The sequence below is a fragment of the Calidithermus roseus genome, from assembly GCF_003574095.1.
GTDB lineage: Bacteria > Deinococcota > Deinococci > Deinococcales > Thermaceae > Calidithermus > Calidithermus roseus.
The window spans coordinates 1-19,167 of sequence record NZ_QWLA01000004.1 but is presented as its reverse complement, the minus strand read 5'-3'; the positions used below and the strand labels follow the sequence as shown (position 1 = coordinate 19,167).

At 65.1% G+C, this 19,167-nt stretch carries 17 protein-coding genes and 1 pseudogene; 2 read left to right on the top strand and 16 right to left on the bottom strand.

Features of this window, described 5'->3' with window-relative positions; genetic code table 11:
• Positions 1–57: 57 nt before the first annotated feature.
• Positions 58–2,496: a phosphoenolpyruvate synthase gene (gene ppsA / locus Mrose_RS01985; protein WP_119275755.1), complete on the top strand. Its 2,439-nt coding sequence runs from the start codon at positions 58–60 to the stop codon at positions 2,494–2,496.
• Here the strand turns inward: ppsA and Mrose_RS01980 are convergent, their stop codons facing one another.
• From Mrose_RS01980 to Mrose_RS01910, 15 genes are all read right to left on the bottom strand, one after another.
• Positions 2,497–3,300, bottom strand: coding sequence for a DeoR/GlpR family DNA-binding transcription regulator (locus tag Mrose_RS01980; RefSeq protein WP_119275819.1), 804 nt, complete (start codon positions 3,298–3,300; stop codon positions 2,497–2,499).
• Positions 3,301–3,386: 86 nt separating this feature from the next.
• Positions 3,387–4,247: a 5-deoxy-glucuronate isomerase gene (gene iolB / locus Mrose_RS01975; protein ID WP_119275754.1), complete on the bottom strand. Its 861-nt coding sequence runs from the start codon at positions 4,245–4,247 to the stop codon at positions 3,387–3,389.
• Positions 4,244–5,248 carry an inositol 2-dehydrogenase gene (iolG, locus tag Mrose_RS01970; protein ID WP_119275753.1) on the bottom strand — a complete coding sequence of 335 codons (1,005 nt, stop codon included), beginning with the start codon at positions 5,246–5,248 and terminating at the stop codon, positions 4,244–4,246. Before iolG ends, iolB begins: the two co-directional genes overlap by 4 nt.
• Before the next feature lie 58 nt (positions 5,249–5,306).
• Positions 5,307–6,317 carry a 5-dehydro-2-deoxygluconokinase gene (gene iolC / locus Mrose_RS01965; protein WP_245969455.1) on the bottom strand — a complete coding sequence of 337 codons (1,011 nt, stop codon included), beginning with the start codon at positions 6,315–6,317 and terminating at the stop codon, positions 5,307–5,309.
• A complete protein-coding gene (locus Mrose_RS01960; RefSeq protein ID WP_119275752.1) occupies positions 6,314–7,321 on the bottom strand; it encodes a class II fructose-bisphosphate aldolase in 1,008 nt (335 codons plus the stop codon). The genes iolC and Mrose_RS01960 overlap by 4 nt, the downstream gene beginning before the upstream one ends.
• Positions 7,322–7,331: 10 nt before the next feature.
• A complete protein-coding gene (locus Mrose_RS01955) occupies positions 7,332–8,258 on the bottom strand; it encodes a TIM barrel protein (RefSeq protein WP_119275751.1) in 927 nt (308 codons plus the stop codon).
• A 79-nt stretch (positions 8,259–8,337) separates the two neighbouring features.
• Entirely contained in the window at positions 8,338–10,215 is a 1,878-nt protein-coding gene (iolD, locus tag Mrose_RS01950; RefSeq protein WP_119275750.1) for a 3D-(3,5/4)-trihydroxycyclohexane-1,2-dione acylhydrolase (decyclizing), read from the bottom strand.
• A gap of 75 nt (positions 10,216–10,290) precedes the next feature.
• Positions 10,291–11,298 (bottom strand): Gfo/Idh/MocA family oxidoreductase, encoded by a 1,008-nt coding sequence (locus Mrose_RS01945; protein ID WP_243455031.1) that lies wholly within the window; start codon positions 11,296–11,298, stop codon positions 10,291–10,293.
• Positions 11,299–11,347: 49 nt separating this feature from the next.
• A complete protein-coding gene (locus tag Mrose_RS01940; RefSeq protein ID WP_119275749.1) occupies positions 11,348–12,190 on the bottom strand; it encodes an ATP-binding cassette domain-containing protein in 843 nt (280 codons plus the stop codon).
• Positions 12,191–12,194: 4 nt separating this feature from the next.
• Complete coding sequence (locus Mrose_RS01935) at positions 12,195–13,229, bottom strand: ABC transporter permease (protein WP_119275748.1); 1,035 nt, start codon at positions 13,227–13,229, stop codon at positions 12,195–12,197.
• Positions 13,230–13,443: 214 nt separating this feature from the next.
• Complete coding sequence (locus Mrose_RS01930; RefSeq protein ID WP_119275747.1) at positions 13,444–14,358, bottom strand: sugar ABC transporter substrate-binding protein; 915 nt, start codon at positions 14,356–14,358, stop codon at positions 13,444–13,446.
• A gap of 292 nt (positions 14,359–14,650) precedes the next feature.
• Positions 14,651–15,655 (bottom strand): NAD(P)H-dependent glycerol-3-phosphate dehydrogenase, encoded by a 1,005-nt coding sequence (locus Mrose_RS01925; RefSeq protein WP_119275746.1) that lies wholly within the window; start codon positions 15,653–15,655, stop codon positions 14,651–14,653.
• Entirely contained in the window at positions 15,652–16,794 is a 1,143-nt protein-coding gene (locus tag Mrose_RS01920; RefSeq protein ID WP_119275745.1) for a stage II sporulation protein M, read from the bottom strand. The genes Mrose_RS01925 and Mrose_RS01920 overlap by 4 nt, the downstream gene beginning before the upstream one ends.
• On the bottom strand, positions 16,791–17,342 hold the full coding sequence (pyrE, locus tag Mrose_RS01915; protein ID WP_119275744.1) for an orotate phosphoribosyltransferase: 552 nt from the start codon (positions 17,340–17,342) through the stop codon (positions 16,791–16,793). The genes Mrose_RS01920 and pyrE overlap by 4 nt, the downstream gene beginning before the upstream one ends.
• A gap of 60 nt (positions 17,343–17,402) precedes the next feature.
• The gene (locus tag Mrose_RS01910) at positions 17,403–18,476 is read right to left on the bottom strand and encodes a PA0069 family radical SAM protein (protein ID WP_119275743.1); all 1,074 of its coding nucleotides are present in this window, start codon (positions 18,474–18,476) and stop codon (positions 17,403–17,405) included.
• 102 nt (positions 18,477–18,578) lie between these two features.
• On the opposite strand from Mrose_RS01910, the gene Mrose_RS01905 reads away from it, so the two are divergent.
• Positions 18,579–18,950 (top strand): hypothetical protein, encoded by a 372-nt coding sequence (locus tag Mrose_RS01905; RefSeq protein ID WP_119275742.1) that lies wholly within the window; start codon positions 18,579–18,581, stop codon positions 18,948–18,950.
• Here Mrose_RS01905 and Mrose_RS01900 read toward each other — a convergent pair.
• A pseudogene (locus tag Mrose_RS01900) lies at positions 18,925–19,167 on the bottom strand (orotidine-5'-phosphate decarboxylase); the annotation flags it as partial. The gene Mrose_RS01905 and the pseudogene Mrose_RS01900 sit on opposite strands and share 26 nt — an antisense overlap.

Sequence of the window (19,167 nt, the reverse complement as noted above, 5' to 3'; positions counted from 1 at the left end):
CAGTCAGGCTTTTTACACACTACCGATTATTGCACCCTGGAGCCCAGGAGGAACCTCATGGCCTACATTCGCTGGTTCGACACGCTCAGCATGAAAGACCTCGAGCACGTAGGGGGCAAGAACGCCTCCATCGGGGAAATGATCGCCAAGCTCTCCCAGGCCGGGGTGCGGGTGCCGGGCGGCTTCGCCACCACCGCGCTGGCTTTCCGGGAATTCCTCGCCCACAACCACCTCGAGGAGTACATCCGCAAAGCCCTGGGGGGTCTGAACATCGACGATGTGGACGAACTAGCCCGCGTAGGCGCGCAGATTCGGGCTGCCGTAGAGGCCGCCGAGCTACCCAAAGACCTCGAGGTAGCCATCGTAGACGCCTATATTCGCCTTCAGCGCCAGTCCGGCGCTGATTTTTCTGTCGCGGTGCGCTCTTCGGCCACCGCCGAGGATCTGCCCGAGGCCAGCTTCGCCGGTCAGCAGGAAACCTTCCTCAACGTCAAGGGTGTGGAGAGCGTCCTGCTGCACGTGAAGAAGGTCTTCGCCTCGCTGTACAACGACCGGGCCATCGCCTACCGCGTCCACCACGGCTTTGCCCACGAGGAGGTGGCGCTTTCAGCTGGGGTGCAGCGCATGGTGCGCGCGGATTTGGGTGCGAGCGGCGTGGCCTTCACCCTCGACACCGAGTCGGGCTTCCGCGAGGCGATCTTCATCACCTCGAGCTATGGCCTGGGTGAGATGCTGGTGCAGGGCGCGGTCAACCCCGATGAGTTCTACGTCTACAAGCCGGGGTTGCGCGCGGGCCGCAGGGCCATTCTCCAGCGCAGCCTGGGCAGCAAGCTGCAGAAGATGGTCTACGGCGAAAGCGGCGTGGTGACGGTGGAGACCTCCCCCGAGGAGCGGCGGCGCTTCTCGCTGTCCGATGCCGAGGTCACCGAGCTGGCCCGCCAGGCCCTCTTAATCGAGGAGCACTATGGCCGCCCCATGGATATCGAGTGGGCTAAGGACGGCCTGGACGGACAGATCTACATCCTGCAGGCGAGGCCCGAGACGGTGCAAAGCCGCGGTGGGCGGGTCATCGAGCGCTTCAGCATGACCGAGCGGGCCGAGATCCTGGTCACGGGCCGCGCGGTGGGCTCGCGCATTGGGGTGGGCACCGTGCGCGTGATCAACTCCCCGAAGGAGATGAACCGCGTGCAGCCGGGTGACGTGCTGGTGGCCGACATGACCGACCCCGATTGGGAGCCGGTGATGAAGCGAGCCGCGGCCATCGTAACCAACCGGGGCGGGCGCACCTGCCACGCCGCCATCGTGGCGAGAGAGCTGGGCATCCCGGCGGTGGTGGGCACCGGTGACGCCACCCGCGTGCTGCAGGACGGCCACACCGTGACGGTCTCCTGCGCCGAGGGCGACACCGGGCGGGTCTATGCCGGGGCGCCGAAGTTCGAGCTCCAGCGTATCGAGCTCGACAAGATGCCCGAGATCCCGGTCAAGATCATGATGAACGTCGCCAGCCCCGAGCGGGCCTTCAGCTTCGCCAACCTCCCCAACGCCGGGGTGGGGCTGGCGCGACTCGAGTTCATCATCAACAACGTCATCGGCATACACCCCAAGGCCCTGCTGGACTTCGAGCGCCTCGAGCCCGCCCTCAAGGCCGAGATCGAGCGCCGCACCGCCGGCTACGCCTCCCCCGCCGACTTCTTCCGCGAGAAGCTGGCCGAGGGCGTGGCCATGATCGCCGCCGCCTTCGCGCCCCACCCCGTGATCGTGCGGCTGTCGGACTTCAAGTCCAACGAGTACGCCCACCTCCTGGGCGGCACCCTCTACGAACCCAAGGAAGAAAACCCCATGATCGGCTTCCGGGGCGCCTCGCGCTACCGCAGCGCCGATTTTGCTGAAGCTTTCGCGCTCGAGTGCCAGGCACTCAAGGAAGTACGGGACGAGTTCGGTCTGACCAACGTATGGATCATGATCCCCTTCGTGCGCACCGTGGGTGAGGCGCGGCAGGTGATCGAGGTCCTGAAGTCCCACGGCCTCGAGCGCGGCCAAAGTTCTGTAAGCGGTCCATCGGCTATTGGGGACGGCAGCAGGCTCGCATCTGACGATCTCGAGCGCGGCCAGAACGGTCTAAAGCTCATCATGATGTGCGAGGTGCCCTCCAACGCCATCCTGGCCGAGGCCTTCCTGGAGCTCTTCGACGGCTTCTCCATCGGCTCCAACGACCTCACCCAGCTCACCCTGGCTCTCGACCGCGACTCGGGGCTGGTGGCCGAGCTCTTCGACGAGCAAGACGAGGCGGTGAAGTTCCTGCTCTCGAGGGCCATCCAGACCGCTAAGAAGATGGGCAAGTACATCGGCATCTGCGGCCAGGGCCCCTCCGACCACCCCGAGTTCGCCGAGTGGCTGGTGCAGCAAGGCATCGAGAGCATCTCGCTCAACCCGGATAGCGTGCTGGAGACCTGGCTCTACCTGGCCGAGAAGCAAAAGGAAAGCGTGAACGGCTAATCAGCCCGCCCTCGACGCGTGTTTGAGGGGCAGGCGCTCGAGCTTGGCGATCCGGTACTTCAGCCCCTGGCGCTCGAGGTGCTGCAAGAAATCCTTCGGCGCGCCCTCGTCGGTGATGAGCAGGTCGATCTCCTCCAGCGCGGCGAAGCTGGCCAAAGTCGCCCGCCCCAGCTTGCTGGAATCGATCAGGGCATAGGCTGTGTCCACCGACTGGATCATGGCCTGCTTGGTCTGGGCCTCGTAGGGGTTGGGGGTGCTGTAGCCCTTGTGGATCGAGACTCCCGTCGCGCACATGAAGGCCTTGTCGGCGTGGTAGACCTCGAGGGTGCGCACCGCCGCCGGGCCGATGAGGGCCATGCTGTGGTGGCGCACCTGGCCGCCCGTGAGCAGCACCTCCCAGCGGGTCTCGGAGAGCTCGAGGGCGATGGGCACCGAGTTGGTGATGATGTAAAGCGAGCGGAAACGGTGCTTGAGGAATCGGGCCAGGGTGAGGCTGGTCGTACCCGCGTCCAGAATGATGGAATCGCCCTCTTCAATGTACTCCAGGGCTGCCGTGGCGATGGCCTGCTTCTCCGCTTGTTGCAGGTTGACCTTCTCGCGGAAGGAGGGGTTGAACAGGCTCTTGTGGGCGAAGGTCGCCCCGCCGTGGGTACGGTGCAGCAGGCCGCGGCTTTCCAGTTCCGTCAGGTCCTTGCGGATGGTGACCTGGCTGACCTGGAACTCAGCCGCCAGGTCTTCCACCAAAACCGAACCCTTCTGCTCCAGGAGCTCGATGATCTTCCTGCGCCGATCCTCGGTTTTCATAAAGACCCAGGTGAAAAGGTTAACGGGTAAAAAGGTGAAAAGCGAGTAACCGGCCGGGCTTTTCACCTTTTTGCCTTTTCACCTCTTCACCCCTTACCCCCTTCCCCTTCCGACCCGCCCCCGACGGGAAGTTTCAGCGGCTTCCCCGCCCAGTCCTCTCGCATCCAGCCCCAATCGGGGTCATCCACGGGCGGCGTGGCCCGCTGCTCGTTGAGGGCTTCGCCGGCCATGTAGTTGAGGTAGTAGACGTTGGACCCGGGCGGCGCCACAACCGGATGATAGCCCCTGGGCGCGAGGATCAGATCGCCGTCCTTAGCCAGCAGAAGCTCGTCCAGGCCGTCTTCGGGGCTGTAGTTGCGGTGAATGGCCCAGCCGGTCTGGGGACTGATCTTGTAGTAATAGGTCTCCTCGATGTAGAGCGAGCCCATGCGTCCGTCATGGCGGTGCGGCGGCCAGCCCGACCAGAAGCCCGAGGGCGTGTAGACCTCGTAGAGCAGCAGGCGTTCGGCAGGAAGGTGTGGCCCCAGGATGTGCGACACCTGGCGCGTGGCGTTGGCTCCCCCCCGTATCTCCACTCGGATTTCCTCGGGCCTGAACAGCCGCACGGGGTAGCGTCCCTCCGCGGGCGCGCTCCCCAGGGCAAACTCGGCATCCGTGACCACCTGGACCACGTATTCGGTGCGTGGCGGCAGGTACAAGACCGAAGGCAGCTCGGAAAAAACATCCTTGCGTTTTAGCTCGAAGGACTGGGTCCCGACCTCGACCTGTATCGCACCCGACAGCGGCACCAGGGCCACCTCCCGACCGTCGGAACGGCTCTCGTGGGTATAGCCCGCCGGAAGGGCGATGGCCTGGAAGGAGAGGTACTTCCACCCCGCCGAAGCCGGGCTCACCTCGACGAGGTTGCCCACACCCGAACGGGGCCTGAGGTGGTGGGGCGAGTTCATGTGACCTCCTCCAGCCGCACCGCCCGCCCCTCTTTGAGGCTCCTGGTCGCCGCCAGCGCGATGCGCAGGGACTCGAGGGCGTCCCTGGCTCCAGGAGTGGGGGTCTCCCCCCTGCTCAGGAAGCGGAAGAAGGCCTCGAGTTCCAGCCGGTAGGCTTCCTTGAAGCGGTCCATGAAGAAGTGGTAGTGGTCGGCCTTGACCCCGCTACCGTACTGCCACAGAGGGGTCTTGGGGGTAGCGTCCATCACCAGCTTGCCCCCTGAGCCGAAGACCTCGGTGCGCACGTCGTAGCCATACACCGCCCGCCTCGAGTTCTGGATGACCCCCAGCGCGCCATTCGTGAAGCGCAGGCTCAGGTTGGTGGTGTCCACGTCGCCGATCTCGCCGATCTGGGGGTCCACCCTGACCGCGCCCCAGGCGTGGACCTCCTCCACCTCCCCCACCAAAAAGCGCGCGCAGTCGATGTCGTGGATGGACTGGTCGATGAAGATGCCCCCGGAGCCCTTGAGGTACTCGAGGGGGGCCGGGGCGGGGTCGCGCATCACCGCGATAAACTGCTCGACCTGCCCGATCTCCCCCGCCTCGATCTTGCTCTTGGCCTGCTGATAGGGCGGGTCGTAGCGGCGCTGGAAGCCGATCTGGAAGGGCACCCCTTTGCGCCTCACGACCTCGAGCACCCGCCGGGTCTCTCCCAGGTCCTTGGCTACGGGTTTTTCGCAGAAGATGGCTTTGCCGGCCAGAGCCGCTAGCTCGATGTAGCGGGCGTGGGTGTCGGTGGGCGTGACGATGACCACTGCCTCCACGCCGGGATGGCGAATGGCCTCCTCAGGCTCGGCATAGACCTTCTCTGCCCGCAGCAGGGTACGAGCCGCCTCCGCTGCTTGGGTATTGGGGTCGGCCACCGCCAGCACCCGGGCCTCGGCCACGCCCAGCATGGTACGCGCATGCTCTATGCCCATTCGTCCTGCACCCAATAAAGCCACTCCAAAGCTCTTTGACATATTCGTTCTCCCTAGCACTCAGCGCTTCGCAACCAGAGCCTCAACTTACGCCCGGACATCAGAACCCTCCCTTGGACTCGATAAAAGCCAGCACCTCATCGAGGTAGGGCATGAAGTCGGCGCAACCGATGCGGGTCACCACGATGGCCCCACAGGCATTGCCCATGCGGGCGCTGTGGTACCAGTCCCAGCCCTGCAAACGCCCATAGATAAAGCCCGCTGCAAAAGCATCCCCCGCACCCAACACGCTGAGCACTTCCACCTTAAAACCCGGAGCATTCACGATGCGGCCATCCTGCAAGTACACATCGGCTCCTCTGGCCCCGCGTTTGACCACCAGGGCCTCCACCCCCCTGCCCAGCAGCGCCCGGATGTTGGCCTCTACGTCGCCCCGGATTTCCGGCGCGGTGATCTGCGAGTGGCGGATGGTGATGTCCTCGGCTCGGCGCAGCATGGCCGCGTTGATCTCTTCCTCGGTGCCGATGGCCACGTCCACCATCGGCAATAAGGCGCGGATTTGCACCCCGTAGGCGCGGGGGTCATGCCAGCCGTCGGCTCGAAAGTCGAGATCCAAAAAGACCGTGGCCCCCCCAGCCTTGGCCTGTTCGGCGGCAAAAAAGGTGGCGCTGCGGCTGGGCTCTTTGGCCAGGGCCACGCCAGAAAGCTGCACGGCTCTGGCCTGGCCAATGGGCGTGTTGAGCACATCATCGATCGAAAGCTGGATATCGGCAGCGTTCTCGCGGTAGAAGGTGATGGGGAATTTATCCGGAGGCTCGATGCCCAGCACCACCGCCGAGGTGCGGGTTCCGGGCTTTTGCGGGATAAAGCGGGTCTCCACTTTTTCGCGCTTGAGCCGCTCGACGATGAACTCCCCTATTTTGTCCACCCCCACCGCCGTCAGCAGCGCGGCCCTGAGCCCAAGACGACTGGCCCCAACCGCGATGTTGAGCGGGCTCCCACCGATGTAGGCCCCAAAGGAGGTGATGTCGGGGAAAGCCGCTCCGACGTCGTTGGAATAAAGGTCAATCGAGGAACGGCCCATGGTGATGAGGTCATAGTGCGTGCTCACGCCGACACCCCCAGGCGTTCCAGCAGCAGCGTCGCCATGCCCGACCCGCCCAGGAGCCGGATGCGCTCCATTACCACCGGAACATAGCGCTGTGCAATGTAGCTTTGTAGCCCGTCGTCCATGGCAGCGGCCTTCCAGCGAGGGTGAGCTGGCTCTAGTTCGGCGGCATGGGTGGCGTAGTACTCCTGGGCGGCCCTCGAGCGCACCAAAAGGCTTTCCGACGACCAGTTAACCTTACACACCCCCGCCTGTACCGCCGCCTGCAAGCTGGCTTGGCTCAAGCCCGACGAGCCATGCAGCACGATGCCGATAGGCCGCCCGGTGAGCTCAGAGGCAAAGGCCTGGTGTTGAGCTACCGCATCGGCTGAAAAAGCGCTCTGCTCGCCCAGACCATGCCGCGTACCCACCCCCGGTGCCCACAGGTAGACCTTGCCGGGGTGCTCGCGCTCGACGCTGCCCAGCAGACGCTCGGCGACCTCGAGCGGGGTCAGACCCTCATCCACTCCGGCTTCCATCTCGAGGGTGACCTCGACCCCGGTTTCGGCTGCGACCTGGCAAAGCTGGTTAATGGTGGCGATATTTTCCGCCTCGGATAATTCGGAGGAGTCCAGCGAAAGCGTGGAAGCCCGCAGCCGCGCCTCGGTCTCACCGAACTTTACCGGCAGACCCCGAATCGCAGCGCTCAGAATCTCCAGGGTCTGGGGGCCTTTGATATGGTCGGTGTGGTAGACCACCGGGACATTGCCATAGCGCTTGGAAGCGGCAAGCACTGCGAGTTGAGCAATGAAGCGGGCCATCCCGGTGAGGGCATCCCCGGCTCCAAAGCTGTGGCCGTTGAGTTGCCACAGGCTGGCCTCGAGGATGATGGGAGCCTGCGTCCGGCGGGCCGCCTCGAGGCAGTCGGTGATGGCGGCGGGGCTGTCTACGTTGACCGCCAGTACCGCAAAACGCCGCTCCAGGGCCAGCTTGAAGAGTTCGCGTGCTTGCAGCGCGTCCAGCAGCATCGCCACCTCCTTAGATCCCGGTCACGGCCCGCAGGTAGTCGCGGTTGCGCCTGGCGCTCTCCTTGGGTTCGCCCATGCCGGGCAGCACGTCCTGCTCCACCGTAATCCAGCCATCGTAGCCTAGCGACGTCAGCTTTCTGGTCACCGCGCCAAAGTCGATCTGGCCCTTGCCCAGCTCGCAGAACACGCCCCGCCCGATAGCCTCCTTGTAGTTCCAGCCCTTCTCGCGGGCCTCGGCGGCGATACCGGGGTGGCAGTCCTTGTAGTGGACGTACCAGATTCGTTCACGGAAGCGCTCGAGGCCCTCCAGCACTTCAGAGGGCTCGTTGGCGCCTGTCCCGTAGAGGTAGTGGCCCGTGTCGAACACCAGCCCAATGATTGTGCCGTCGGTGTGCTCGAGGAAGGCTTCGATCTCCCAGGGGGCCTCGACGTAGCCCGCGCAGTGGTGGTGGAACACCGTGCGCAGGCCGGTCTCGTCGTGGACGGCCCTGGCGATGCGCTCCGCCCCCGAGGCGAAGACCTTCCACTGCTGGGTGCTGAGGCTCATCTCAGGCCGGACGCGCCCGGCGTTCTCGAAGCGCACCTTGTCGCGGCTGTGCTCGTCGGCCAGCACCACGAAGGGCTTCCAGCCGTCGCCCACGTCGGCCACGCTCTTCAACAGGCGGGCCGTGCGCAGCACCCGCTGCTCGCCTGCGGCATGCAGGGCGGGCTCGAGCAGGTAGACCCCCTCGTAGGCCCCCAGCATGGTCAGGCCGCGCGAGGTGAGCTCGAGCCGCAACCGCTCGGGGTCGGTGGGCATGTAGCCCCAGTCGCCCAGCTCGGTCCCGTCATAGCCGGAGGCCTTGAGTTCGTCGAGCATCTGGCTATAGCCGATGCCCTGCCCCCACCCCTCGATGGTGCCCCAACTGCACGGTGCGTTGCCAAAACGGATTGCCATCGTTCAGTGTTCCTTTCGCATGAGTGCCGGCGCCTTCACCAAGGGCTTAGGTCATAAGCGTTTGGTATCTAGCTTCTCCTCAGAAATAGCGCCGCTGCTTCTTCAGGTAGGCTTCGTACTCCTCGCGGGCCTTCCTGACCTCCGGCTGGCCCGATACCTCGGCCACCGGCACGTCCCACCAGCTCTCAAAGGCCGGAACGCGGTCGTCTATGCTCACCGGAACCACAATCACCCTCACGCCCCTGGCTTTGCGGGCCTGTTTGAGGGCTTCTTCCAGCTCGCGGTAGTTTTTGGGGCTCCACACGCTGGCCCCCATGGCCCTGGCGTGGGCGGCGAAGTCCACCTCGAGCGGTGCCCCGTCGGTGCGGCCCGTCCTATCGTCGCGCCGTCGCAGCTCGTTGTTGAAAGAAGGCGAGCCCAGCGACATCTGCAGGCCACGAATCGAACCGAAGGCCTTGTTGTCAATCAGCATCACCGTGAAGCCCAGCCCCTCGGCCACTGCCGTGACGATCTCCGAGTTCATCATCAAGTAGGTGCCGTCCCCCACGAAGACCACCACCTCGCGCCCCGGCTCGGCCATCGCCACCCCCAGCCCGGCGGGAATCTCGTAGCCCATGCAGGAGAAGCCGTACTCGAGGTGATAGGCCTTGGGGTCTTCGCAGCGCCAGAGCTTGAGCAAATCGCCCGGCAGGCTCCCCGCCGCGCAGATCACGGTGACCTTGCCGCCGAAGGTTTCGTTGGTCAGGCCGATGACCTCGGCCTGAGCCATCTCCTTTTTCTCGGACTTGGGCGTGCGGTAGCCCTGGACCAACTCGTCCCACTCCTTCTTGAGCCGGGCGACCTCTTCGCGGTAGGAGGGCGCAGTGCCCACGAAGCCCTTCAGGGCCTGGTCGAGCGCTTCCAGGGCCCGCCGGGCATCGGCCACCAGCGACAGGCCATTCAGCTTGCCCGCGTCGAAGGGGAGCACGTTCACCCCGACGAACTTCACCTGCGGGTTCTGAAAGGCGGTCTTGGAGGCGGTGACGAAGTCGCCCAGCCGGGTGCCGATGGCGAGGACCAGATCGGCCTCTTTGGCCAACCGGTTGGCGGCGGTTCCCCCGTTCGAACCCACCGCGCCCACGCACATGGGGTGATCCCAGGGCAAGGCCCCCTTGCCCCCCTGCGACTCGGCCACCGGAATGCCATAGGTCTGGGCGAAAGCGGCGAGCTGGGCGTGGGCTTCGGAGTAGAGCGTGCCGCCCCCGGTCACGATCAGCGGGCGCTTGGCCTCCTTGATGAGCTCAGCCACCTGCCCCACCACTTCCGGCTCGGGCGCGGGGCGGCGGATGCGCCACACCCTGGGGGCGAAGAAGCCCTCGGGCCAGTCGTAAGCTTCGGTCTGCACGTCCTCCGGCAGACAGATGGTGACCGCTCCGGTCTCGGCGGGGTCGGTGAGCACGCGCATGGCCTCGGGCAGCGCGCTGAGGAGCTGAGAGGGCCGGGTGATACGGGTGAAGAAACGGCTCACCGGGCGGAAGGCGTCGTTGACGCTCACGTCGTGCTCGAGGGGGTGCTCGAGCTGTTGCAGGACGGGGTCGGGCAGGCGGTTGGCGAAGTAGTCCGAGGGCAAGAGCAGCACCGGCAGGCGGTTGATGGTCGCGCCCGCCGCGGCGGTGATCATGTTGAGTGAGCCGGGGCCCACCGAAGCCGTGCAGGCGAAGGTGCTCATGCGGCTCGTGTGCTTGGCGTAGGCCGCTGCCGTATGCACCATGGCCTGCTCGTTCTGCGGGCGGTAGGTGGGCAGACCCACCTCGTCGCCGTACTCTTCCAGGGCCTGCCCCAGGCCGGATACGTTGCCGTGGCCGAATATGGCCCACACCCCCGCGATCAGGCGCATCCGCCGGCCATCTCGCTCGGAGTGCTGGGCGGCCAGGAACTTTACGAGGGCCTGGGCCACGGTCAGTCGTTGGGTGCTCAAATGTGAACCTCCTTTGGCCTCATGTCTCAGGTCGCAGCTCTAAAAAAGTCGAGGGCTGTTAGCCATCAGCCTTTCTCACAACTCCCCCCCAAACTCTTTCACCCCTACCACCTGCCCTGTCTCGAGGGCGTGCTGGGCCGCCTTGGCCAGCCGCAGCGAGTACCAGGCGTCGCGCACACCAGGCTCCAGGGGCTTGCCCGCGTGCAGGTTGCGGGCGAAGGCCACCATTTCAGCCGCGTAGGCTTCGGGGAAGCGTTGCTCGAAGTTGCGGGGGCGGTCGAAGTTCCCCCCGCGCTCGTCATAGAACGTCAGGTCGGGGCGGCGGTCACGCTCGATGTGGATGCGGCCCTTTTCCCCCAGCACCTCGCAGCGGATGTCATAACCGTAGGCGGTGCGCAAGGCCACCTCCAGCGTCCCCACCGCGCCGCTTTCGAAACGTAAGGTGGCCACGGCGGTGTCGAACAGGCCGTATTGCTTCAGCTCTGGCTCGGCCAGCGCGCCCCCGACGGCGTAGACCTCGGCCACCTCGCCCACCAGGAAGCGGGCACTGTCCAGGTCGTGAATGCCCATGTCCACCAGCAGGCCACCGCTGGTCTTGAGGAAGTCGAGCTTGGGAAGGTAGGGGTCGCGCCCCACCAGCCGGATGCCCTCGAGCCTCCCCAATTCCCCCCGCTCGATCATCTCCTTGGCCCGCACATAGGCCGGGTCGTAGCGGCGCTGGAAGCCCACCTGACAGGGCACGCCGGTTCGCTCCACCGCCGCCACCACCCGCCGACCGGCTTCCAGGCTCTCGGCGATGGGCTTTTCTACGAAGATGGCCTTGCCCGCCCTCGCGGCGGCCTCCACCACCTCAGCATGGGTGGGGGTGGGAGTGGTGATGATGACTGCGTCTACGTCGGGCTGGAAGGCGTCCTCGAGGTGCGTGGAAGCCTTGGCCCCCAGCTCCACCGCTACCCGCTCGGCGTTCTGGGCTAGGGTATCCACCACCCGCACCACCCGGCACTCGGCCAGCCCCGAGAGCACCCGGGCGTGGGCCAGGCCCATCCGGCCCGCGCCGATCATGGCCATGTTGAGGGTCTTCATGAAGTTCTCCAGGTCATCACAGGGTCTGGGTTCGTACAGCTTTCAGCCCTCAATTCGGCTTATGCAGTTCCTCCGCCGCCTTGTGCTCGATCTGGGCGGCAGTGGTGGGGTCTTTCTTGGCGATGAGGTCGAGTTCCACCGCCAGCGCCTCGAGTTCCTCCCCCCCGGCCATCATCTGCAAGAGTTGCTCACGGGTGGCTTCCTCCTTCTTGAAGGTGCCGTAGCTCCTGCCCCGGTTCAGCACCGTAAAGGTGTCGCCCACCGCCCAGGCGTGATGGACGTTGTGGGTGATGAAGATCACCCCCAAACCGCGCAGCTTGGCCTGCACGATGTATTTGAGCACCACCGCCGACTCCTTGACCCCCAGGGCTGAGGTAGGCTCGTCGAGGATGAGCACCTTGGCCCCGAAGTAGACCGCCCTGGCGATGGCCACCGACTGCCGCTCACCCCCCGACAGGGTGCCCACCGGCTGGTCGGGGTCGCGGATGTCAATACCGATTTTTTTCATCTCCTCGCGGGCCACCTGAGCAGCAAAGGCGGCGTCGTAGAGGGTGAAGGGGCCTACCTTTTTTTTGGGCTCGCGCCCGAGGAAAAAGTTGCGGCTGATGCTCATCAGCGGCAGCATGGCCAGGTCCTGGTAGACCGTGGCGATGCCTTTGTCCAGGGCGTCTCGAGGCGAGTTGAAGACCACGGGCTGCCCCTCCATGTAGATCTGGCCTTCCGAGGGTTGGTGCACCCCCGAAAGGGCCTTGATCAGGGTGCTCTTGCCCGCGCCGTTGTCGCCCAGCAGGCAGTGGACTTCGCCCGCGTACACCCGCATGTCGATGTCCTTGAGCGAGACCACCGGCCCGAAGTACTTGCTCACCTTGCGCAGCTCGATCAGTGGCGTCATGGCCTCACCTCCGCACCTGCATGGAGAGCTTGCGCAGGTAGTTGTTCAGGATCACCGCGCCCAGGATCATGCCCCCCACCATCACCTTGAACCAGTCGAGGTCGATGTTGGTGTACACGATCCCTTGCTGCACGATCGCCAGGATCAAGGCCCCGATGCCCGCGCCGATCACCGAGCCATAGCCCCCGCTCAGCAAGCAGCCGCCGATCACCGAGGCTGCGACGGCCTCGAGTTCCTTCCCCATCCCCTGCAACACGTTGGCCGAGCCCAGCCCCATCACCTGGATCGCGGCCACCACAGTCGCCGCCGCCGCCGTGAGCATGAAGAGGGTGATCTTCACCCGGCGCACCGGAACCCCCACGTTGCGCGCGGCAGTAGGGTCGCCCCCGGCCCCGAAAATCCAGTTGCCAAAGGGGGTCCGCAGCAGCACCCAGCTCAACACCAGCGTCACCCCCAGCCACCACCACACCGCCGCCGGAAGCCCCAGGAACGCGCCGGTGAACAGGAAGCTCAAGGGGTCCTTGGCCAGCGAGTCCCCCAGCCCCGAGACGATGGTGAGCTTGGTGATCAGCTTGGTAAAGCCGATGTTCGCGCCCGAGAGGATGAACATCATCGCCAGGGTCACGATGAACGAAGGCAGCCCGGTGCGCAGCACCAGCCAGCCGTTGAAGTAACCGATCAGCAGGGCAAAGCCAAGGGTGATCACCAGGGAAAGGGAAATGGGCAAGCCGCCGTAATCGGGATGGCTCAGAATGGCCATCATGACCGCCGCCACCCCGATCATCGAGCCCACCGAAAGGTCGAACTCACCCCCGATCATCAGCAGGGCCACCGCCGCCGCCAGGATGCCCAGTTGCGCGGCCACCTCGAGGTAGTTGCGCGTACCGGCCCAGGTCAGAAAACCGCTACCCCCCGCAGCAATCGCGAAAAAACCGAACACCACGACAAGGCCCGCGATCGAGCCGAGCTCAGGGCGCAGCAATAACCGCTGCCAGAGGCTTATAGGCCGCAGCCGCTCGTCCTGTGTTCTCACCGCCATGTCTTCGCCCCCTCAAAATCCTCTTTACTCTTTAGAAAACCGAGGCTCCCAACCGTTCTCGTTGAGAGCCTCGAGCACAGCGCCCAGCTTCAGAACCTCCGCCCAACCGGCGTAAGCTCTAAAGTGCCTGCGGGTCACCTCGAGCTAACGTGCCTGACGTGGCCATCGGCCATTGGCGACTTCTGCCACCAAGTGCCCTCCAATCCTGGGAGACTTAGCGGATGCCCTTCTTGCTCAGGTCGATCACCTGGGCGGCGTTCTCGGGGGTGACGAAGCCCGGCCCGGTGAGGATGACGTTGTTGGCCGGCAGCAGGCCGTAGCGAACGTAGTTGGCCAGGATCACGATAGGCAAATAACCCTGCAGCCACTGCTGCTGGTCGATGGCGAAAGCCATCTTCTTCTCGCTCAACGCCTTGAGCACCGCAGGCGAAAGGTCGAAGGTGCCAAAGACCAATTTTTTGCCTTCAATGGCCTGCAACACGGGCTCAGCAGCCGTAGGGCCAAGGGTCAGAACGCCGTCAATGGTGGGGTCCTTCTGCAAAGCGGCGGCGACTGCGTTCTTGATGCCCGTAGGATCACCGATCTTGACGGGGATCACGTTGGGCTTGGTCCCCAGGCCATCGAAGAAGCCCTTGCAGCGAAGGTCGAGCGCCACGTTACCGACTTCTTGGTTGATGCAGATGGCGTTCTTCACGCCCGCTGCCTTCATGCGCTTGCCCGCCCCCAGACCGGCTTCGTACTCGGTCTGTCCCACGTGAACCAGCACGCCCAGTTTCTCAGCCACATCGGAACCAGAGTTCATCGAAACGACCGGGATGCCCGCCTTCACCGCGGCGGTGATGGACCTTTCCAGGGCTTTGGCGTCAGGAATCGAAACCACGATCGCGTTGGGCCTGGAGGCCACCGCGGCGTCGATGAGTTGCGCCATGCGCACCATGTCGAAGGTCTCGGGCGCGCGGTACTCCACCCGCACGTTCATGTCCTTGGCCGCCTGGTCCACTCCGTTCTTGACCACCGACCAGAAGGGGTCAGCCGCCTGCCCGTGGGATACCACGACGATGCGAATCTGCTGGGCCATGGCCAGGCCCATCCCCATCACCAACAACGCACCCAACAGCAATTTCTTCATACCTACCCCCTCCTCCGCCGGGATAAGGGAAAACAGCACCAGACACAAACCATCGCTGGCTAGCCGCAGGACGCTCTCCCACCATCGGCGGCGACCGTTGAACTCTCAGGTCAGCGGTATTGTAAGCACGGTATGTTTCGTTTGTCAATCGCTATGGCGTCTTAATGAAAGTAAAACGAAGAAAAAAGTTTCGTATTAGAAAGTTGAAGGGTTGAAGCGAAAGGCAAAGCGCAAAAGCGCGTATGGTCCGGTGTAGTGGGGAATTCAGCCATACCCGTCACCACCCATGCGCTCACTCCGGTTTGGCCTCCCGTCCCATCAGCGCCGAGAGCACCTCGAGCGGCTTCTCACCCTGGTAAACCACCCGCCAGACCGCTTCGGTGATGGGCATCTCCACACCCGACCGCTGCCCCCACTCGTGCAAAGCCTTGACGGTGTAGATGCCCTCGACGACCTGTTTGCCAGCCTCGAGTTCCCTCAGTGTGGTCCCGCGGGCGATCTTCTCTCCGGCCCCGCGGTTGCGCGAGTGCAGGCTGGTGCAAGTAGCGATCAGGTCACCCAGGCCCGAGAGGCCGTAAAAGGTTTCGCTCTGCGCCCCCTGGGCTACCCCAAAGCGCACGATCTCGCGCAGGGCGCGGGTCATGAGTGAGGCCTTGGCGTTGTCGCCCAAGCGCAGGCCGTCCACCATGCCCGCCGCCAGGGCGATGACGTTCTTGAGGGCTCCGCCCAGTTCCACCCCCACGATGTCGTTGCTGGTGTAGACCCGAAAACTGGGACCGGTAAGCAGCTTCTGCACCCACCGGGCCAGTGCGGCGTCGGAGGAGGCTACCACCGAGGCAGCGGGCTGAAAGCGGGCGATCTCCTCCGCCAGGTTGGGGCCCGAGAGGGCGGCTACACGCTCCGCTCGCGTCACCGCAGCGATGACCTGGCTCATGCGGGTGAGGCCATCGTCGGTGTAGGCCAGCCCCTTGGTGAGCGAGAGGTAGGCCGGGGCCCTGGGCATGGGTGCGAGCGTTTGGGCCAGGGCTCTCGAGGGCACCGCCACCACCGCCAAAGCCGCGCCTTCGAGCGCTTCGGCGGCGCTGGACGTGGGCTGCAGGTTGGCAGGCAGGGCGATCCCCGGCAAGTACTCCCGGTTCTCCCGCATGGCCAGCATGGCCTCGGCCTGCTCCCTTCGGCGGGCCCACAGTGCCACCTCGAGGCCCTTCTGCGCCATCAGCAGGGCAACCGCCGTGCCCCAGGCCCCTGCGCCAATCACCGCGACCTTACCTGGGGAGAGGGTGGGGGAATCGCTCATCGTCCCAGAAGCACCACGATCTCCAAAGCTTCGTACCAAGCTCCTATGAGCAGGAAGAAGCCACCCAGATAGACCATCAAGCCCACCGCCCGCAGCCCCGGACGAAAGCCCTCACCGCGCAGCACCCTGCCTGCCAGCACCATCCCCCCGAAAGTGCCCAGGATGTAGGCCTGCAACTCGATGATCAGCGTGGGAACGTGGGCCAGGAAGGCCACGGTGGGGAAAAGCGCCGGGCTCAGGGCAAAACCGAAGAGGAAGTAGCGCAAGGCGTTGATGAGCAGGGCCGGAACCCCCAGCAACAGCCCCGGCATCGCGGTGGTGAGCACCAGGCCGCGGGTGAAGTTCCAGTAGAAGATCAGCAGGGCAAACTCGAGCACCCCGCCCCTTATGCCCCCCTCCCCGAGGCCGATCTGCTCGAGGGCACCGCCCACCAGCCGCTGCATCAACCCCGCCATCTCGGGCGAGGCGTAGGCCGTCAGGGAGCCCAGGATGAACAGCCCGTAGAGCACGGCGTTGAGCGTGAGGTACAGCCGGGCGTGAGAGCGCACCAGGGCCCAGCCCTCGCGCCACCACCGCGCCAGGATGCCCTCACCCCGCAAGGCCAGCACCCAGCCCAGCGACACCAAGACGAACAACCCCCAGGCCACCGGGCTCTCGATCCACGGCGGCAGCTGTCCTCCGGCGGGCACCCAACTGATGCGGGTTGGTTCACCGTTTTGCAGCAGCACCCGCACCTCGCCGGTCTGCTCGCCCACGCTGGCGGGAAAGCTCACCACGCTGCCCCGCGTGCTCTCCTCCTCCAGGGGCGACTCGAGGTTGACCTTGAGCCCTTGCGGCGGGGGCGGGAAGGCGATGTAGCGCTCGAGGATGCGCACCGACTCCTCGGTGGGCTTGCCGAGGGCCTGGCTGGGGTCTACGGTGTACTTCCCAACCTGCCACTCCTGCACCGCCTGCCTCGCGGCCTCGATCTCTTCGCCGTGGGCCAGGGAAAAACAAAGGCTGAGGGTAAAGAGCAAGGCAAAAAACAGCCGCGCGCCGCAACGGGCCGGGGAGAGCAGGCTGCTCAGCCCGCGATGCCCGGCTCTCGGCAATGCACCTTCAATGCTTTGTGCTGGGTATTGAGCCTTCGACACGGTCATATCTCCCGTAAGGGTACTCCCTGGCGGCACAGCGGACAGTCACTCGGATCATAGGTGGGGAACTCGAGGGCGGTAAGAGCCCTGAAAGGCACCCCGAAGTCGGCCTTCCCGCCGCTGCGGTCCACGATGGCTCCAACCCCCACGCACACTCCCCCCTTGGCTTCGGCAGCCCGGATGGCCCGCTGCACCGAGCCCCCCGTGGTGATCACGTCCTCGACCGCCAGAAAGCGCTCGCCGGGGCGGATGGTGAGCCCTTCGCGCACGTACATCCCGCCCATGCCGTCCTTCTCGGCGAAGAGCGAGCGTACCCCCAGAGCCCGCGCCACCACGAAGGCCAGCGTCACCCCGCCCATCGCCGGGCCGATCACGAACTCCAGCCCCACGTCCTCGAACAGCTTGCCAATCGCCTCCCCGATGGCCTCGGCATACAGCGGGTGCTGCATCAGGGTGACCGATTGCAGGAACATGGGCGAATGCCGCCCGCTCCTGAGCAGGAAATGGCCCTCGTGCAGGGCTCCGGTTTCACGGTACATCTGAAGCACGTCCATCAGGCTCTATGCTAACCGCCGGAGAGACTCTCAGCCCTCAGCGAAGGGCGGGCGTCGGATTCACCACAGCCTGGGCTGATACACCCCCGGCACACGGAAATGCTCGGTGGAAAGGCGATAGCTGGGCTTCGGCAGCCCCGCCTGGCGGCAGGCGGCGCGGAAGAGTTGGCGAATCTGATCGGCAAAGATGCCCTCCCCGCTCATGCGGTAGCCGAAGCGGGGGTCGTTGAGCTGGCCGCCCCGTACGGCCCGGATGCGCTCGAGCACCTTGTCCTTGCGCTCGGGGTAGTGGCGGGAGAGCCAGTCGGTGAAGAGGTCCTTAAGCCCGTAGGGCAGGTGCACGATGGTATAGGCGGCCCACCTGGCCCCAGCTTTGGCCGCGGCCTTGACCAGGGCCGGAATCTCGTGGTCGTTGAGGCCGGGGATGATGGGCGCGGTCATCACCCCCACATTGACCCCGGCGGCAGCCAGGGCCTCGATGGCCGCCAGGCGGCGCTGGGGGGCCGAGGTGCGCGGCTCCATCAGCCGGCGCAGTTCCTCGTCGAGGGTGGTGAGCGAGATGCCCACCGACACGCAGCGGTAGCGGGCCATCTCCTCGAGCAGGTCGAGGTCGCGGGTGATGAGGTAGTTCTTGGTGACCATACCCACGGGGTTGCGGAAGTCGAGGAAGACCTCGAGGCAGCGGCGGGTGAGCCCCAGGTGGCGCTCGACGGGCTGGTAAATATCGGTCACACCGCTGAACATCACCACCTGCGGTTGCCAGCGCGGGTGTGCGAGTTCCTTGCGCAGCAGATCGGGCGCGTCGGTCTTGACCATGATCTTGCTCTCGAAGTCCAGGCCAAGGGAAAAACCGAGATATTCGTGTGTGGGACGGGCGAAGCAGTACACGCACCCATGCTCGCATCCGCGGTAGGGGTTGATGCTGACCTTGGCGGCGATGTCGGGAGAATCGTTGCGGGTGAGGATAGAGCGCGAATGGTCCTTGAAATACTGGGTCTGCGGCTTGAGGCTCTGGGGCTCAAAGTAATCGTCGAGGGGGTCAATGGTGATCTGCAGCCGCTCGAAGCGGTTGGAGGGGTTGGAAGCCGCGCCGCGCCCGACGATGCTGGGGTGAGGGTGGTCGGGGAGACCCATGGAATAAATGTTAGCATATTGTGAGTTAAAATTTCGCTATTGGCGTAATAAGCTGACCTCAAGCCACCCAGGACACCAAGCCAGTCCGAAGCGGAGGTGAGCATGCCCAGGCAGAGCGATTTTCAGGCGCTGTTCGAGCGACTAAAGGCCATCCTCGAGCCCTACGCCCCCCACCTCGAGGTCAAAAGCGACCAACCAGGCGAATACGCGCTCTACACCCACCACAAGCGCCCAGACGGCTACCAGTTCGCCTTCGGCAGCGTTCAGGTCAAGAAAAACTACGTCAGCTATCACCTGATCCCTCTCTACAACCACCCGGAGTTGCTCGAGAAGATTTCCCCCGCCCTGCGCAAGCGCATGCAGGGCAAGTCCTGCTTCAACTTCAAGGCGGCGGACCCGGCCTTGCTCGAGGAGCTATCCCAGCTCACCCAGCGGGGCTTCGAGCGCTTCAAAGCGACGGGGTGGGTGAGCTGAGCGCGCTCAGGTAGGCCTCGGCCTGGGCCACGGCGGCCTCGAGCCGCGGCTTCCCCCCTGGGTAGTACAGCGCCCGGCTGGCCGAGTTGAGCAGCCCCGCTCCCCGCAAGGGTTGGCCGCCCTGGGCCCCCAGGCCGGGCAGGAGGAAGAGCGAGCGGGGCATGGCCGAGCGCATCTCGGCCACCTGCTCGGGATAGGTCGCCCCCACCACCGCCCC

Bases quoted from the DNA above. Each gene is read 5' to 3' on its own strand.
- ppsA (WP_119275755.1), top strand. From the start codon at position 58: ATGGCCTACATTCGCTGGTTCGACACGCTCAGCATGAAAGACCTCGAG.
- Mrose_RS01980 (WP_119275819.1), bottom strand. From the start codon at position 3,300: ATGAAAACCGAGGATCGGCGCAGGAAGATCATCGAGCTCCTGGAGCAG.
- iolB (WP_119275754.1), bottom strand. From the start codon at position 4,247: ATGAACTCGCCCCACCACCTCAGGCCCCGTTCGGGTGTGGGCAACCTC.
- iolG (WP_119275753.1), bottom strand. From the start codon at position 5,248: ATGTCAAAGAGCTTTGGAGTGGCTTTATTGGGTGCAGGACGAATGGGC.
- Mrose_RS01960 (WP_119275752.1), bottom strand. From the start codon at position 7,321: ATGCTGCTGGACGCGCTGCAAGCACGCGAACTCTTCAAGCTGGCCCTG.
- Mrose_RS01955 (WP_119275751.1), bottom strand. From the start codon at position 8,258: ATGGCAATCCGTTTTGGCAACGCACCGTGCAGTTGGGGCACCATCGAG.
- Mrose_RS01945 (WP_243455031.1), bottom strand. From the start codon at position 11,298: ATGAAGACCCTCAACATGGCCATGATCGGCGCGGGCCGGATGGGCCTG.
- Mrose_RS01940 (WP_119275749.1), bottom strand. From the start codon at position 12,190: ATGACGCCACTGATCGAGCTGCGCAAGGTGAGCAAGTACTTCGGGCCG.
- Mrose_RS01935 (WP_119275748.1), bottom strand. From the start codon at position 13,229: ATGGCGGTGAGAACACAGGACGAGCGGCTGCGGCCTATAAGCCTCTGG.
- Mrose_RS01930 (WP_119275747.1), bottom strand. From the start codon at position 14,358: ATGAAGAAATTGCTGTTGGGTGCGTTGTTGGTGATGGGGATGGGCCTG.
- Mrose_RS01925 (WP_119275746.1), bottom strand. From the start codon at position 15,655: ATGAGCGATTCCCCCACCCTCTCCCCAGGTAAGGTCGCGGTGATTGGC.
- Mrose_RS01920 (WP_119275745.1), bottom strand. From the start codon at position 16,794: ATGACCGTGTCGAAGGCTCAATACCCAGCACAAAGCATTGAAGGTGCA.
- pyrE (WP_119275744.1), bottom strand. From the start codon at position 17,342: ATGGACGTGCTTCAGATGTACCGTGAAACCGGAGCCCTGCACGAGGGC.
- Mrose_RS01910 (WP_119275743.1), bottom strand. From the start codon at position 18,476: ATGGGTCTCCCCGACCACCCTCACCCCAGCATCGTCGGGCGCGGCGCG.
- Mrose_RS01905 (WP_119275742.1), top strand. From the start codon at position 18,579: ATGCCCAGGCAGAGCGATTTTCAGGCGCTGTTCGAGCGACTAAAGGCC.